Here is a 16350-nt window from a genome sequence, read left to right as displayed (position 1 = left end):
GTGTTTCTCTACCCCTAAAGAAAAATTGCACCGCCTTCACTATGGTTAAACGGTGCAAAGATTGATTTTCCGGTAAATATTGTTTGAAAGGTTTGGCAACGGCCGTTGCTACCAGGGTTGGTCGGCTCTTTCCAAACGCCTCGCCCTGGTTGCAATTACCAGATATTTTGCCAATTGCAAACGATTGTTTGTGTAAGATTTGGGCGAGGCAGCGCGGGTAACGTTGCTTCGCTGAGCAGGGCTAAATCCGCGCTGCCTCGCCCCTACCCGATCATTCTGGGAATGCAATCACAATCTGGTCGCTGGCAGAACGGCCCCAAACTGTTGCATCGTACATCGCATACACCTCGGCGGGCATGGCGGTGAAGCTGCCCGTTTGGGTGGCGCGAGCCATGTAAGTGATAGTGCGGGGACGGCCGTCCACCTCCGTGATGAAGAAAGTCACCCGATCCCCACGAACCTCTTTGTAGTTGTAGCCTAGCTCTTGCCAGGAGTAAGTTGGGCTACCGTACGAATACGCATCCACCGCATGGCTGGTGATCGCCAAGCCTTCGTTGAGTGCTTCCAGGCCACCAGGTAGCTGGTCTTCGATGATGATGTAGCTGCCCTGACTAGGCAAATCTACCTTCAGACGCACTTCCACCAACTGTCCCGGCTCGATAGTCTCTAGCAGCTCGCCCGTCTCTGCATCCAGGTAGGTGCGGGTGATTTGCACATTGCCTGCTGCTTCAATCTGTTCGCGCGGGAGGAACATACGGCCGTTCAGCACAAAGTAGAGTCGTCCCCCACCGTCTTGGGTCAGTACAATCTCATTTTCACCTACCTGCAAATTGTCTATTGGAATTGTTAGGGAAACGGCTGGTGCGCCGCGATCAAGCGTACCGCTGGCCACCGTTTCGCCGTTCACCTGCACCGTATAGCCTGTGCTGGCAACGGCTTCGTTAAAGCTGGTCGCCAGCAGGTGATCCGTCAGGCCTAGGATGGCGAAAGAAGTTTCGTTGGTGCTGCCCCAACCCTGGCTGCGCCGCTGAGCCATTAGCCAGCGCACCGCGCCGGGGATTAACTCGCTGTTGGGTTGAATCTGGCTATAGGCACTCAGGGCGATGGCAGTAGTGCGGATATCGGAGGCCATGACCTTATTATTGTAGTAACCGTCGCTAGATGACCCTTCCCAATAGATGTCGTTGTTCTCGGAAACGGCCGTTTCCTCCAACTCTGCCAATAGTTCAGCCGCCAACCCATCTTCGCCGATAGTGTGCAGCGTCAGCGCCAGCGCAGCCAAGCTGAACTCATCACCGTTCAGTTCATCCCGGTCACGGTGCAGTGCCAACGTCGCTTCCTCGTTGGGCAGTCCGGCCAAAGCCATTGCGTACAAGGCAAAGGCGCGAGTGCGACTATCCATGTACGGCCGTTCCTGGTTTAGCCAGCTCACGCCACGCTCAATCACGCCCGGATCAATTTCATAACCTGCGTCGGCAACCTGGGCCAGGCCAAAGATGACCCATGCCGTCTGGTAATCGTGGCTGGCATCGTCGTACCACCAGCCCCAACCGCCGTCGGTGTGCTGGAAGCCATAGAGCCGCTGGATGCTGGCGTTGATCTGCCCCGGTAGCTCTGCTTGCAGCGTGGGATTGGTCACGCCAAGCTGGTTCAAAGCGCGCCCGACGACGGCGTTGGGCAGCGCTTTGCTCATCGTTTGCTCCACGCAGCCGTAGGGGTATCCCGTGAGATATTGCAACCCTTCCAACAGGCTGCCCGCAATAGAACGGCTGAGTTGCAGCTCCACTTGGCTCATTGGCAGGGCATCGGCGGGTACGATGACGGTGGTTGCGTGTTGGCTGGTGAACTGCCCCACCTCGGTGGTTACGTCTGGCACGGCCAGCGGCTGGATGGTGAGCGGCAGCAGGATGGCATCTCCCGGCCCAGAACCGAAGGTGGGAACGGCTGTAATCACCACATCCACCTTGCCTGCTTCGACCGCATCCACAGGCCAACCCACAATTTGCTGCTGCCCTGGCTGGATGATGATCGTTTGCATCGCCTCCCCACCAATCTCCAGTCCCAAATCTCCAGTCTCCAATGTAACCTCCAACGTCTGCGCCTCATCGCTGTAATTATGCACAATCGCAGACAAAGCCATCGTGTCCCCAGCAGTGAGAATGCGCGGCAGCAACGGCCGTACAATCACATCTTGCCGGGTAATGACGTTGGCAATCGCTTCGCCCACCTGCGTATCGGCCGTGGTAGCTTTGGCGGTGGCGCGCCAGCTTGTCAGGCTGTCTGGCAGGGTCACGGTAACGCTCACTTCACCATTGAAATCGGTGTACAGGACAGGTTCCCAAACGGCCGTGTCTGGGAAATCCTGGCGCGGACCATTACCAGAAAGTCCGCCATCACCCCCACCGCCAAAGCCACCTTCCCACAAGTAGCGAATCGGTTGTAGGCCGTTATAAGTTCGCACGATGCTGCTGCGCTCGTAGTAAAAATCGTCGTACATCGCGCCATTTAGCTCTGGGCTGAGGGCAAAAATCGCCTCATCTACCAACGCCAGCGACACCTCGGCCGAAACTGGCTCGCCGCGATAGTTGGTAACGCGCACGGTGAAGGTTGCCTCTTCGCCAGGGGCGTACTCTGCCTGGTCGGGCGTAATCGTCACGTTGAGCTGCTTGGTAAATGCCGGCACAGACAAATTGACATAACTCGTCAGTAAGTTACTGTCTGGCAGGTTGCTGCTGGTGTTTGACGTTAGCTCGGTTTCCTGCTCCTGCCAGGCATTGATAGCCACGTACACATTGGGCACGTCCCCTTCTTCGATGGTGAGCGGAATCATGGTGACCGGGGCAGTTAGCTCAACCAGCTCCTGGCGACGAATGGTGCCGCGCTCTACGGTAAGCAGCGCGGGGCCACTGAAGGTGGATTCCACCAGCAGTTGAGCCACATCGCCGGGACGGTATTCAGGCTGGTCGGCTTCAATGTTCAGGTTCCCGCTGTCGCTGCCGTACCAGCTTGAGTAAAAGTTGCTGAAAGCATAGACCCAAGTGTTGTAGTGCATTGGCTCGCCCTGGCCGTCTGTGCCAGCGATGCGAAGTTGGTAGTAGCCGGGTTCTTCAATGGTGAAGTTGAGGTTGGCACGGCCGTTTTCATTCGTGGAGAGGGCAACAGATTGAACAACAATGTCGTATTCGTAGCTGCTGTGGTTCCAGCGGCGCAGGGTAAGTTCCAGTTGGCGATTGGCCACTGGCTCATCGAAGATGGTTTGCACAGTGGCGTTGACGGCAAAAGGAACGCCTGGTTCCTGCACGTAGCTGCCTGCATCCACGCTGATGTATTCGGTCGCGTCGTAGATGGTGAGGATGGCGTGGCCGCTTACGGTTTGGCGGCTGCCGTCGTCTACAGTGGCTTCGATGCCCCACTGCACCTTGCCCAAACTGCTTTGCCAATCTTGCTGGCCAAAGTACAGCCCATCGCCGCGCAGTTGAAAGCTGAAGGTGGCACGGCCGTTTTCATCCGTCGTGCCGCGCAAGTTACTCACGCCGTATAGCTCATACCAACTGTACAGGCCGGGCGTGTACCAATCTGGCGCAACCTGGAAGCGACGCAGCGTAATTTCTGCATTCACTACCGGTTCGCCAAAGAAGTAGGCGGTGTCTACGGTCACCTCAACCGTGTCGCCCTGAGTGTAAACAGCGGCATCGGTAGTAACGCTCACGTCGTAATCAGGCTTGCGGTAATCTTCTACCTTAAAGATTTGGCTGTGCGCCTCACCGTTCAGCGTTGCCTCGACGGTATAGACGCCCAGCGTTGCGCCTTCGGCAATCTGGAAGCTGCCGTTGACGGTGCCAAAGCCGTTGGTGGTAAGTTCTTGGGTTTGCACGACGTTGTTGCGGGCATCACGAATGCGAATGGTAACGGCCGTTCCTTCCGGCGGCACGGAGAGCAGAGCATCATCGTCCAGGCGCAGGATGGCTTTGAAGTAGACGGTTTGGCCCGGTTTGTAAATCGGCCGTTCTGTGAAGACGAAGGCAGCAGATTGGGCGTCACGGGGTCGGCGGGATTGCCAATCGTACTGGCCGCTGCTGCTTTGCCACTCGCCAGAAAGTCCGGTGAGCGTTACGTCGTCACCCACCTGCGCCGCCACGATGAGTGGCTCTGTGGCGGGCGGGCCACCTTCTTCAAACGGTAGCAGTTCAGTAGCAAACAAACCCTCTTCGTTAGCCTGCCCGCTAGCCAAAACATTGCCATTGCGTGCGTAGATGGTTACGGCCGTATTGGGCACGGGCGCGTCGTTGATGTCTGTTACCCAAACCAGCAGCTGCTCGTCTGCCTGCTTCACCGCCACCACGTTTTCTGTCACGATGAGGATGAGCTGGTCGTTCACATTGCCCGCGATGAGGTTGAGGATGTAGAGGCCAGGGCCGATCTCATCGGGCAGGATGGTTTCTTGCACGTTGGCCCACTCTTGCAGCGGATCGGTGCTGGTCATCTGCCATGCGGCCACCAGCTCCGTGCCGTCCAAATTGATGCCCTCATCCCCCTGATCTTGCCACAGCCAGCCGTGAAAACCGGAGCTGTAGCGATCTAAAAATTGGGGCATGGTGAGCTGGTATAGCTCAAATTCAAACTGGAGTTCGCTACGGCGAAATGCCTGGAACTGAATGGCACGACGGCCGTTCATATCCAAAACCTGGGCATTGGGACCGTAGCCAAAGTTGGCCACATCTTCCAGCTCTTTGGTGCTGAATTCCCAGCTGTAGGCTCTGTTCATGATTTGCTGGCCGTCGGCACTAAGAGCGGTGTCGGCAACGGTGATGGTGTAGCGGCTGTTTTCGGCCAGATAGCCATCTTCTGGCGTGAAAATGAGCGTGGTTTCTTCCCAATGGAAGCTACCAGTGGTGGCTGGTTCAATTTGGAAAGCAGCCTCAGTGGTGGCGGCATCCATGAGCCGATCAAAACGAATTCTGATGGTGCCAGCGGGGTGATTGCTGCTGCCGCGCGGCGTGGCAGAGATGATGACAGGCGACGTGGTGAATGCCATCGCTTCTGGCGCGGGAATGTTAAAACCAGCGGCGTCGCGCAGGTCATCGCTAAAGCTAAGGGTGTAGGCAGTGTCGGCGGGAAGCTGGCTGTTTGGCGTTAGCTCGACGCGAGTGTCATCATCGTTCCAGGCAAACTTGCCGCTAATGGCAGGCTCGATTTTGAGTGCGCTGCTGACACTGGCGCGGTTCATGGGGTAGTTGAACTGGATGGTGATGGGGGCCAGGTGGTTGGCGGCAGTGGGCCAGGAGATGGCATTCACTGCCCTGGCTAACTGAACCGTCCAACTGTAAGGTTGCGCCAGACGACGGCCGTCCGCATCGGCAGCGCTGTTGGCAATGGTGAAGGTGTATTCAGTTTCAAAATCCAGCGGCTCGGCGAGGCTGAGGGTGAGAATGTCATCATTCCAAGCCAGTTCGTAAGGCACAGCCGGCTCCATTTGCAACGCCTCAGCTACGGATTCGTGGTTCATGGCGCGAATGAAGGTGAGATCAAAGCTGGGCTGCCGCTCGGTAAGAGTGAGGCTGTTGGGCGTGCGGCTGGTAATGCGGGGGCTGTATTGGGTGTGAAATTGCCAGGTAACGGACGTTGGCTTCAGGCCCGTTTCGCTTTCCAGGCGGGGGTCTAGCTCGACCCGGTACACTCGGTTGCTGCTAAAGGCACTGTTGGGGGTGAAGGTGAGCAGGGTGCGGTTATCGCTCCACTTAAATTCGCCACTCACGGGTGGGGAAAAGCGCAGGGGACGAGGCAATGAGACCGCCATCGGCTGGTTAAAGCGAATCAGCAGTGGTTCGTAGGGCGGCAGATCACCAGAGTCACTGTCACCCACATATTCCCAGGCGAGATAATCAGGAACGGCCGTGGGTTCCGCACTTTCAACTGTCTCTGTACGGTTGGCAATGGACGGTGTGGGCTGGGTGGAAACGGCCGCTTCTCCGTTCAGTGCGGGCGTTGGCGGCGTTGAATCCTCCCCCTGACAAGCAGCCAAAATGGTAAAGATGGCAAAGCAAATGAGCAAAAAACGTAAGCGCTGGTTCATGATTGTACCCCCTGAATTGCAGTAATCAGTAATCAGTTGCCAATTACCAATAACTGGTTACGGATTACCGTTAATGGATAGGATACGCTTTTGCCTGCATAGGCTGCACAACGCTGGTTCGTTGCTTGCCTGACGGGATGCCGACGAGGGAGGGAATTGTGAATTGTTAAGGAGGTGCAATCGGGCAGAGGTTGACAAGCGTCACGTGACAGAGTACATTTTTAGCATGATCAAGACGTTTGCTGATAAGCGTACCCAAGAATTGTTCATTACAGGCAAAGCTAGGCGATTCCCTCAGGACATAGCAAAACGGGCAGCACGTAAACTTGAGTACGTTCATTTAGCAACCAAATTGGACGATCTAAAAGTTCCACCAGGCAATCGGCTTCATGCTCTAAAAGGCAACCGCGAAGGTCAATTTTCAATCTCCATCAACGATCAATAGCGCATCTGTTTTCGTTTTATGGATGGCGATGCTTACGATGTTGAAGTTTGTGATTATCACTAAAACGAGGTGTAAAAATGAGTATTCCAAACACAGAAAGTATGAAGCGACGTCCTACTCACCCAGGGGAGATGCTGCGTGAAGATTTTTTGCCCGACTACGACCTAACTATTTCTACATTGGCTAAAGCAATTGGGGTGTCACGCCAAACGATCAATGAACTGTTGCGCGAGCGTCGTCGTGTTAGCCCAGAAATGGCGCTGCGGCTGGGGCGGTTATTTGGCAATTCGCCTGAGTTTTGGCTGAATGCCCAGCGTGCCGTAGACCTTTGGGATGCAGCCCAAGCAATTCAAAGCGACGTGGCTCGTATCCAGCCTTTGATACCTGCTTAATTTTAAAAGGGAACGGCCGTTACTCTGATTGTGTCCCGTGTCCATTAATAAAATTGTGCGTGGCAAGCGGGGCATCAGCGCTGATACGGCACTGCGTTTAGCCCGCTATTTTGGCATGTCGATTGAGTTTTAGACAGGTATCCAAACCCGCTACAAGATTGAGAAAGCAAAAATGAGTCTGGGGAATCGCCTCAAACAAGAAGTGAAGGTGCTTGCCTCCGCGTAAGATGCCAGTTCCAGTTCGAATGGTCGTGGTGGATGAACGGCCGTTTGCGGCACCCATTTCCCGGCTAGCCAACTGGCACCGAGACAGGAGAGGTGGTTACAAGTATGGCAAAGGTTTCGTCCCGTCACATCATTATTGCCGAAGACCGTGCCAAAACAGAGGCCGATTTATTTTTTGCTGGCAGAAGATCTCACCGGAACATGGGTGATTATCCAGGCAACAGGGAAATGGCCGATCCCCGACTCAGGTTGCCACAGTTTCCGTATGGAAGCCTTTGATCGAGCTGGGAATGTAGTGGTGAGAACTGCCGTATCCATTTACCTAGTGGACCGTGGGCGAAAAACTTGTAAAAGCATCTTATTTGTTATTCTTGCCTTTATGTAAATCTAAATGCGCCTCAAATGCTTTGCGGACATTTACTATATCGACATCTTGAATATCTCTATGATATTTGCGTTGTCTTTTTAAGGTGTTGCCCGCCATTCTGTATACCCAATGTGCAGCTATCCCATATTCTGCTTTTTCGTGCATTTCTTCTGTTCGTATTTGAATCTCTAGAAGTCTGATGTCGTCTTGACTAATGGGATAATAAACAGTTGTATGAATTGATTGGTAACCATTTGGTTTGGGTTTTTCGATCCAGTCACGATATGGTTTACCATCATATATCTCTTCAGTATATTCAAAAAAGTCCAGCAATATACTTAGTACTTCGTAGCATTCCCTCTCAGATTCAACAATTATTCTTATAGCTAAATTGTCATTAATTTCTTGAATTGACAGATGTTGCTCCTTGATTTTTCTATAAAGACCATATATATGCTTAGGGCGACCTGTGATTTTTATAGCCATAACACCTACTTTCTCTAAATCATTTTTAATTCCCCATATTACATTTTGAATTATTTTTTCCCTCTCTGTTCGACCCTCATCTAACTCTCTGCTAATTTTGGTGTACATTTCTCGATCTATTATCTTGAAGGCCATATCATCTAATTGCCATTTTACAAACCAGATACCAAGTATCTCTGCAATAATCGCATGTACTACCAGTGTTTCTTCTGCCATACCAAGCAATATAGATGGATCGAGATGACTCTCTGAGTATTTCAGAATGTATAATCGTTCTAGGATCATAATGAGGGCAACTTTAGTATCGTTGGCAACTCTCAATATAGCTCTGATAGTAGCTTCATCTGTTTGTTTTTTCCAGAACCCCTTTTTTCTTTCTACTTTTCCCGTAGTTTTCTTCTCGCGTCTTTTTTGAACATTTTCAGCGTTCCAGCGATTAATTTCAAACTTATGAAGTTCGAGTAAATTTCTAATAATGTTTACTATGCTCTTATGGAGATTTTCAATATGCTGAAAACTTAATGCTTTACTACGTATAGGATAGTACAATATCGCACTAAGTAAATACGGGATTTCCAACCTTAATTTTGCCAAATCCAATGTAACTTTAAGAGATTGTAAATAGAAGCTATTAGTAAAGCTTGAAATATCTTTTAAGCATGAGAAAGATATTTCGAGAGCAATTTCTAGCACAGATAATTGCTCAGGAACGAGATATTTTTGTGCTTCTTTTTGCAATCTTAAGGTAGTATATTCAATTTCGTTGGTCAAATTCATTGCCATGTTGCCCATTTCTCAGCAAGGTCTTCATTTGAAAGCTCATACTTGACCCATAAATATTCAAAATATTTACTAAAAACCATATACAATGAATCTGGCCCCTCTTCAAGTTTATATACAAAAGCATGCTTATCGTTATCGCTAGTGTGTAAATAACCACTGACATATGCTATATCATCAAAAATAAAAATCCGCCATAGATAAGGTTCAGAGTGTTCCCGTCCTTCAATATTGTAATCGTATGTATCTTTGAGTAATTCTATTTGCTTGTCCAAACGCCTAATATCTTCCCCCCATCTTTTAACAGGAGTGTTTCTGAATTTGGCTCTTTCCTCGGATAAAAATGGAGAATTAGGGGCAGCACGTAGCACACGAATGCTAGTTCCAGAACTATTCTTTTCTTTTGCAAGTGACCAGAAAAAAGACGATTCCCCATCCCCCAATTCCTTACGACCAATTTGGAGAAGGAGGCAAATATTGGTTGCTTCGTGGAAATCTTTTTGCATATCTTCCTTACACTGATTCAAATTTTCATAGATCTCTATAATACCAGTGCGCTCTCTCATATACATTTTTCCGAGATCATCCGAAAAATATCTGATGCCTCTCTTAAAGTAAGAAAAAGCTAATGAGCCTGTCAGAATTAAAATTCCAATAGTAATAGTTTTAATGTCATTATCCCAACCTAGCCAAGTGGATACCAAATAACCTATTATGCCTATTATAACTAACAGAAATGCTTCTTGGGAGAATGTAGACAACAAACTGCTGTTACCTTTTAACTGAATTCTATTCATCTAATTCCTCCAAATCTGACTTTAGGCAGAGTTAAACCATTTTGGTTTCTTTATTATGTTTACTTGAAGTATACTCCTGAGTATTAATCTATCAAAATCTCGGTCTATACAAAAGGTGCTATATTTGCTGTTACATGGCAATTACGTGAATTATTTATGGTTCATATAAATGGCAGGGTGGCGTTTCGATTGATTTGATAAAGTTTTATACGGATAGGGCAGAAGTGCTATTTACCATTAACACTGTCCCACTATTTAGTGAGGAGTAGTCTGATTTTGGTTCAGGTGGTACAGGTTTTCTATCGGTGTGTTTGATGAAAAGGAGGTTGGGGAGGGGAATGGCCGTGCCTGCCTGCGCCAATGTCAACCGCAACCAAGTGAGATCTCGCACTCGACGAAGACCTCGCCGGAGTATGAAAAGGTTCAAAGTGCCTGTTTTGTAGCTCGAAAGGCTTCCACAACTAGACGGAGGCTGAAGTCGTCCGACGATACTCTACCACGGCCGATATTCAAGCGATTGGTGGCGGAAGTAGGTGGTGTACAGTTCGGCGTAGTGGCCGTTTTGGGTTAGCAGCGCGTCGTGGCTACCTTCCTCGATGATCTGCCCGTCGCGGAGGACGATGATGCGGTCGGCGGCGCGGACGGTGGAGAGGCGGTGGGCGATGATAATGCTGGTTCGGTTTTGCAGCACCGTCGCCAGCGCGTCCTGCACCTGCGCTTCTGTGAGTGGGTCTATGCTGGCGGTGGCTTCATCCAACAGCAGGATGGCCGGATTTTGCAGCAGTACCCGCGCCAGAGCCACCAACTGCCGCTGCCCCAGCGAGAGCCGCGCTCCCCGCTCTCCCACGTCTGTTTGAAGGCCATCGGGTAAATCTTCCAACCAACTGCCGTCGCCTAGCTGCCGAGCGGCCGTTTCCACTTCAACATCACTCGCAGCAGGACGGCCGTATCGCACATTCTCTGCCACCGTTCCCGAAAACAAAAAGGGGGCTTGCGGCACCAGCCCCAGTTGGCGGCGATATTGGCTTAAATCGAGGCTGCGGATAGAACGGCCGTCTACCAACACATCACCCCCCTGATACTCATAAAAGCGCATCAGCACCTTCACCAAGCTCGATTTGCCCGCCCCGGTGTGACCCACAATCGCCAGCGTCTCCCCCGCCGGAATGTTTAGCGAAAAATCTTGCAAGACCGTACTGCGCCCGGTGCTGTAATTAAACGTCACCTTGTCGAACGCGATCGCACCGCGAAGAGACGGCACCGGCTCCTGCGCCGTCTGGATCACCAGCGGCTCATCGTCAATCAGGGCAAAAACCCGCTCGCTGGCCGCCAATCCCTGCTGAAACTGACTCCAAAACGAGGCCAAACTGGTAATCGGATAGAAGAAAATCGTCAGCCCCTGCACAAATAAATACCAATCCCCGACTGAAATTTCCTGGTCAATCGCCATCAGCCCACCGACGTAAATAATCACCGAGACGGCGACGCCAGAGACGGTGTTGAGCAGCGGGAAAATGCTGCCAAATACCGCCACGCGGTTTAGCTGCACCCGGTACGCTAGCTCATTCACCTCCTGAAAATCATCATAAATGGCCGCTTCTTGACGGAAATTTTTGGCGACGCCGATGCCGCTAATTGTTTCCTGAATGGTAGCGTTGACCGTGGCCAAAGCCCGCTGCGTCTGCTGCATGGCGTTCCGCGCCAGCCGCCGGAAAACGAGGGCAATCGTTACCACAATCGGCCCCATCGTAAAGGTAATGAGCGCCAACCGCACATTTTGGGTGAGCAAAACCAGGCCGATGACCAAAACCAGCACAATTTGGCTCAGCAAATCAATTGTTAAGGTGACGACAGTGGCAAAATCTTGCGTGTCAGACGTTACGCGGCTGACGATGCGGCCAGAGGCAAATTGGTCATAAAAGGACAAATCGCGCCGCATGACGGCTCGGAAGGCATCTTCGCGCAGCGCCAGCACCACTTCCCCCACGGCCCGCGCCGAAAACCAGAGGCTGACAAAGTTAAAGCACCAGCTCAATCCACCCAAAACAGTGACAACCGCTGCCAGCGTCAGCAAAAGTTGCAGCTGCGGATTGGCCGCCAGCATATCAATCCCCCGCGAGATGATAATTGGCGTCGCCGTTGCCAAAATGGAGATGAGTGACACCATCGCCGCCACCAGCAGCACCTTGCCAATGTGCGGCCGAAAGTAGCCCAAAATCCGCCGCACCAGCTCTCGGTCGCTGTAAGTTCGGTCGTACTCTTCTGGATTTATGCCACCAGTAATACGCATTTTTCCCTCAATTTATCGTACAAAAATCTGCTGGTAAACCGCACTCCTGTCCATCAGCTCCTCGTGGGTGCCCTGGGCAATGAGACGGCCGTTTTTCATCAACAAAATCAAATCTGCACGCCGTATTTGGGACAGGCGGTGGGTGATGAGCAGGGTCGTTCGCCCGGCCAGCACGTTGTGCATCGCCCGCTGAATCTGGTCTTCGGTGTTGCTGTCGATGGCACTGGTGGAATCATCCAGCACCAAAATGCGCGGGTCGCTCAGGAAGGCGCGGGCAATCGCCAGCCGCTGCCGCTGCCCGCCAGAAAGCATTACGCCCCGCTCGCCAATCATCGTCTGGTAGCCGTCGGGAAAGCTCATGATAAAGTCGTGGGCTTGGGCCTGCTTGGCCGCCGCCTCAATCTCTGCTTGCGGCACGTCACTTTTTGCACCAAAGGCAATATTCTCCGCAATCGTACGCGAAAAGAGGAAGATGTCCTGCTCGATGGTGCCGATTTGGCCGCGCAGACTGTCCAGGCTCCAGTCGCGCACGTCAATCTGGTCTATGAGGATACGGCCGTTTCCCACATCAAAGGTTCGGTTCAGCAGCTTGGTTAACGTGCTCTTCCCCGCCCCCGTCTGCCCCACAATCGCCATCGTCTGCCCTGGCTTCGCCCGAAACGAAATCCCCCGCAAAGCCAACTGGGGATCAATACTCGCAGACTCGCCACTGGCAAACTCGCCGTACCCAAAACTCACATCCTCAAAAACCACTTCCCCACGCATTTCCTGCGCTACGCCCGCTTCATTTTGATCCAGCTCCGTCTCCGTCAGAATCATCTCCAAAATGCGCCGGGCGCTGGCAAAACTTTGCTGAAAAGTAGCCACATTTCGCAGCAAAAAGCGAATTGGCATCCGCAGCGTGCCCAACAAGGCCATGAAGGCAATCACCTGTCCCACAGTCACAATCTCCTGCATAAACAGGTAAAGCGCATGGCCAAAACCCAAGCCAATCGTCAGGCCGTAGAGCAACAGCGGCAGGTAGCGCGCCGTCACCTCACCCTCGCGCACGAAGGCGTCGCGGTAGGCCCCGGCGTTGTGGCTGAATTGAGTGTTTTCGGCCGGTTCCTGGGCAAACCCTTTGACCACCTCAATGCCCGAAATTGTTTCCGCCAATCCAGCGTTCATCTCGGCAAAGGTACCGCGCAGCTGGGTGGCGACGGGAGCCAGGTTATTGTTGTAGCGGCGCAGGGCAAAGTAGGTGGTGATGAGGAACACAACCGGCACGATGAGCAGCTGGTAGTCCAGCGTGGTGATGGTCACCAGCGGCACCAGCAGCGTCAAAATGGACTCCGTCGTGGTGCCAAGTGCTGGGCTTACAAACAGATTGATCTGCTGCACATCGTTGGTGGCCCGCGCCATCAAATCCCCAACCCGCTGCTGGCCGTGGAAGGTTTGGCTTTTGCTGAGCAGGCTCAAATACAGCTCGTCGCGGGCGTTGCGCTCTACCCGCTGCGCCAGCACGCGAATCGAAAGGCTGTTGACGATGTCGAACAAGCCATAGCCAACGTAAGCGGCCACCACGTAAAGCGCAGCCAAAATCAATCCAGCCCGCCCCTCGTTCTGAATCACGCTGTCAAACGCCCAGCCAACGGTAACGGCCGTCATGCTCTGCGACGCCGCCATCCCCACGGTTGTTAGCAAAAAGGTGATCAGCAGCCCCTTGTAGCGCAAAATGTGGGATTGCAGCCAGCGAAATGTTGAACGATGGTCATAGCGATAGGCGTTGGTGACACTGAATTCAGATCGACTCATCAAGTAGCTCCTCTTGTCCTGAAAAGATCGTATCAGGTTTTACGATTTTGGCCTCAATGGGTTTCCGACTTGACAGACAGCGTAAAAGAGCTTATTATACCAAAAGGTTAATTAACTAGTTAGTTAAATAAGGGCAATAAGAATGACAAGGAGCGATGATGAATTACTAGATCAGACATTTGCCGCCCTGGCAAGCAGTACGCGGCGGGCCATTTTGGCTCGTTTGGCAGAAGGGGAAGCAACCGTGAATGAACTGGCTGAACCATTTAACATGAGCCTGCCAGCCATCTCTAAACATATCAAAGTATTGGAACGTGCCGGGCTTATCAAGCGGGGCCAAAAAGCGCAGTACCGGCCCTGCACCATTGATGCAGCCCCCCTGCAAGCAGTAGCCACCTGGACAGAGCAGTATCGTCACATTTGGGAAGCGCGCTTTGACCAGATGGACACCTATCTTCAACAACTCAAACAAAAGGAGCAAAACAGTGAGTGAACAAACAGCGTCTAAAGATGCAGTCGTCGTTGAGCGGATTTTTGAAGCACCGATTGACCTGGTGTGGCAAATGTGGGCCAGTGCAGAACATTTTAAGCAGTGGTACGGGCCGCACGGCTTCAGCATACCCGTTGCCAAAATGGATGTGCAGGTTGGCGGCAAGCGTCTGGTTTGCATGGAAATGCAGACACCGGACGGCAGCAGGCAAATGTGGACGACGGGTGAGTATCTGGAAGTGGTGCCTACCACGCGGCTGGTTTATACAGACAGCATGGCAGATGCAGATGGCAATGTGCTATCACCAGCAGCAATGGGCATGCCCGAAGGCACGCCGGAAACCACGCAGGTAACGGTGGTGCTGGAGGATTTGAACGGCCGTACCAAAATGACCATGACCCACGCAGGCGTTCCCGCCGATTCCCCCGGCGCAAGTGGCTGGAACCAAGCATTCGAGAAACTAGCTGCTTATATCGAGTCGAGTCAAGCGTAAAAATTATTCTTGTTATTGCACCACGCCGAATACAGTATCATACATAGCTTAGAGCAGTCAGGAGAAAAAATGCTTGGCTGCTCTAAGTATTTTTGGGCACGCTAAGGCCAATCGTACTTTACATCGATAATTCTACATGTAAACTTATAAGAGTATTCTAGCAAACTGAAAAGGTACAGATAAATTCATGGGAAAAATTGCGAAATTACATATTGAGAAACTGCCTGAAGGGTATTTTCTAGCAACTTCAGATGATATTCCTGGATTGGTAGCTCAGGGACAAACCATTACTAAAACTTTGGAAATTGCCCGTGATGTGGCGAAAAAATTACTTGAAGCACAAAATGCTCGCTAGATTTCATGCTTCTTTAGACAACTTTCAATAATTATTCCCAGCTCTTTGGGGTTTCATGGGGTTTGCATCGAATTTACGCGAATTAACACGAAAATTAGCGTTCATTCGCGTAAATTCGATGCAAAAATCAGTTGAGCCCCGGCAAATTCTGAAGAACCTTATTCCCCTAATGTCCAATGTAATACGATTTCTTAGTCCATAAAAAATTATGAATCGACTCAATGATGAGATTGAAGTCAGAGCTCAAATTTTAGCTGCACCGGCCTATCAAGAAAGGTGTGAAGGGCTATTTGAGATATTTAAGGCTTTAAGACAATGGGATGGTAACGCACAGACGCTCCTCGGGCTGCAAGCGGCTCTTGGAGAGATACTTATTGAGTGGCAGGAACGAAAAACTGAATTCAAGAAAAATAAAGACCATGTGAGGTTTGTTCTTGTCAAACGTTTGATCTTAATTTTGAAGAAAATTGCTGATGCCCTAGTGTGGAGAGCATTTCGTTATGACAGAGTATTAATTCAGTTGCTTTCAGAACATCCGCAGACTGGTCATCTGGACGAAAGTATTAAATCTGATTTCGAGATAGCTCATCAAATTTTATCAAATTCAGGAGACATGGTATTGATAAATGATCTCACAAGCACTTTGTTGCATGGAGATCTAACGGTAATACGGTCAAATGGTTTGATAGAAATTATTGAAAATAAGTCAGGAAGAAGTAGCAGTAGAAACACTCGTGCCATCCGTCAGAAACGCCAACTCGCTGATTTAAAAAAGTTTCTAAATACTGGTTTTCGCATTAGCAAAGACAACACAAGAGATCACATTTTGCGAACTGACGTAAAAATTAACACATATCACAATTCAATATCACAGGTGATTAAGCTAGCTAAACGAAAAGGGTATCACAGGGAAATATTAAGTGAATGTTTTGCAATAGAAGCTATTTGGATGAATCATCAAAATGCCACCTTACCTCTGGAAAGACCATTTAATGAAATAGAACATATACTTCCACAAAACAATCTGGATGTATTTGATGAAACTACAAGAAGAATTGTACCATACAGTGTCTTTCCGTCATCATCTGAAAAAATTGAAGAGTTCTTGTCATTTTCAAAAGGGGAACGGATGCGAAACATAAAACAAGATCGTAGCTCATGGTTTGCAATACGCAATGGATCCGATCTGATGAAAATAAGTCCAGATTATTGGGGGAGAGTTGTTTTAGAATTTATTGACGAAAATTCAATTTTACAAGCGCAGATTGATAACTTAACCTAAGTTGCTACCTTAACAGTCAAAAATGGTGAAGTCCATGAAAGCCAAGTAAAGTGGGTTTGAACCACCAAACCATTTTTACGA

10 protein-coding genes and 2 pseudogenes are annotated in these 16350 nt (G+C 50.7%); 7 read left to right on the top strand and 5 right to left on the bottom strand.

Going from position 1 to position 16350, the window contains the following annotated elements; translation table 11 throughout:
- Window positions 1-271: 271 nt before the first annotated feature.
- Window positions 272-6073 (bottom strand): Ig-like domain-containing protein, encoded by a 5802-nt coding sequence (locus ACOQPM_RS12680; RefSeq protein ID WP_420629632.1) that lies wholly within the window; start codon window positions 6071-6073, stop codon window positions 272-274.
- Between the two features lie 226 nt (window positions 6074-6299).
- Between ACOQPM_RS12680 and ACOQPM_RS12675 the strand changes: the two are divergent.
- The 3 genes and pseudogenes from ACOQPM_RS12675 to ACOQPM_RS12665 form a co-directional block, all read left to right on the top strand.
- Window positions 6300-6581, top strand: a pseudogene (locus ACOQPM_RS12675) (type II toxin-antitoxin system RelE/ParE family toxin).
- A gap of 14 nt (window positions 6582-6595) precedes the next feature.
- Window positions 6596-6910: a HigA family addiction module antitoxin gene (locus ACOQPM_RS12670; RefSeq protein ID WP_420629631.1), complete on the top strand. Its 315-nt coding sequence runs from the start codon at window positions 6596-6598 to the stop codon at window positions 6908-6910.
- A 34-nt stretch (window positions 6911-6944) separates the two neighbouring features.
- Window positions 6945-7136 (top strand): annotated as a pseudogene (locus ACOQPM_RS12665) (helix-turn-helix transcriptional regulator); the annotation flags it as partial.
- A gap of 357 nt (window positions 7137-7493) precedes the next feature.
- Here ACOQPM_RS12665 and ACOQPM_RS12660 read toward each other — a convergent pair.
- The 4 genes from ACOQPM_RS12660 to ACOQPM_RS12645 all read right to left on the bottom strand — a co-directional run bounded on the left by ACOQPM_RS12660 (window position 7494) and on the right by ACOQPM_RS12645 (window position 13649).
- Window positions 7494-8771 (bottom strand): hypothetical protein, encoded by a 1278-nt coding sequence (locus ACOQPM_RS12660; protein WP_420629630.1) that lies wholly within the window; start codon window positions 8769-8771, stop codon window positions 7494-7496.
- A complete protein-coding gene (locus tag ACOQPM_RS12655; protein ID WP_420629629.1) occupies window positions 8762-9565 on the bottom strand; it encodes a hypothetical protein in 804 nt (267 codons plus the stop codon). Before ACOQPM_RS12655 ends, ACOQPM_RS12660 begins: the two co-directional genes overlap by 10 nt.
- A gap of 493 nt (window positions 9566-10058) precedes the next feature.
- Window positions 10059-11855, bottom strand: coding sequence for an ABC transporter ATP-binding protein (locus ACOQPM_RS12650; protein WP_420629628.1), 1797 nt, complete (start codon window positions 11853-11855; stop codon window positions 10059-10061).
- Between the two features lie 12 nt (window positions 11856-11867).
- Entirely contained in the window at window positions 11868-13649 is a 1782-nt protein-coding gene (locus tag ACOQPM_RS12645; protein WP_420629627.1) for an ABC transporter ATP-binding protein, read from the bottom strand.
- A gap of 142 nt (window positions 13650-13791) precedes the next feature.
- On the opposite strand from ACOQPM_RS12645, the gene ACOQPM_RS12640 reads away from it, so the two are divergent.
- From ACOQPM_RS12640 to ACOQPM_RS12625, 4 genes are all read left to right on the top strand, one after another.
- The gene (locus ACOQPM_RS12640; RefSeq protein ID WP_420629626.1) at window positions 13792-14142 is read left to right on the top strand and encodes an ArsR/SmtB family transcription factor; all 351 of its coding nucleotides are present in this window, start codon (window positions 13792-13794) and stop codon (window positions 14140-14142) included.
- On the top strand, window positions 14135-14632 hold the full coding sequence (locus ACOQPM_RS12635; protein WP_420629625.1) for an SRPBCC family protein: 498 nt from the start codon (window positions 14135-14137) through the stop codon (window positions 14630-14632). Before ACOQPM_RS12640 ends, ACOQPM_RS12635 begins: the two co-directional genes overlap by 8 nt.
- Before the next feature lie 187 nt (window positions 14633-14819).
- Window positions 14820-14987: a type II toxin-antitoxin system HicB family antitoxin gene (locus ACOQPM_RS12630; RefSeq protein ID WP_420629624.1), complete on the top strand. Its 168-nt coding sequence runs from the start codon at window positions 14820-14822 to the stop codon at window positions 14985-14987.
- 208 nt (window positions 14988-15195) lie between these two features.
- The gene (locus ACOQPM_RS12625; RefSeq protein ID WP_420629623.1) at window positions 15196-16269 is read left to right on the top strand and encodes a hypothetical protein; all 1074 of its coding nucleotides are present in this window, start codon (window positions 15196-15198) and stop codon (window positions 16267-16269) included.
- The last annotated feature ends 81 nt before the right edge of the window (window positions 16270-16350 follow it).

Origin of the sequence: Candidatus Leptofilum sp., assembly GCF_965223525.1 — a bacterium.
In the GTDB taxonomy this organism is placed as follows: Bacteria; Chloroflexota; Anaerolineae; order Promineifilales; family Promineifilaceae; genus Leptofilum.
The sequence above is the reverse complement of the archived record's forward strand: the minus strand, read 5'-3'. Positions and strand labels throughout refer to the sequence as shown.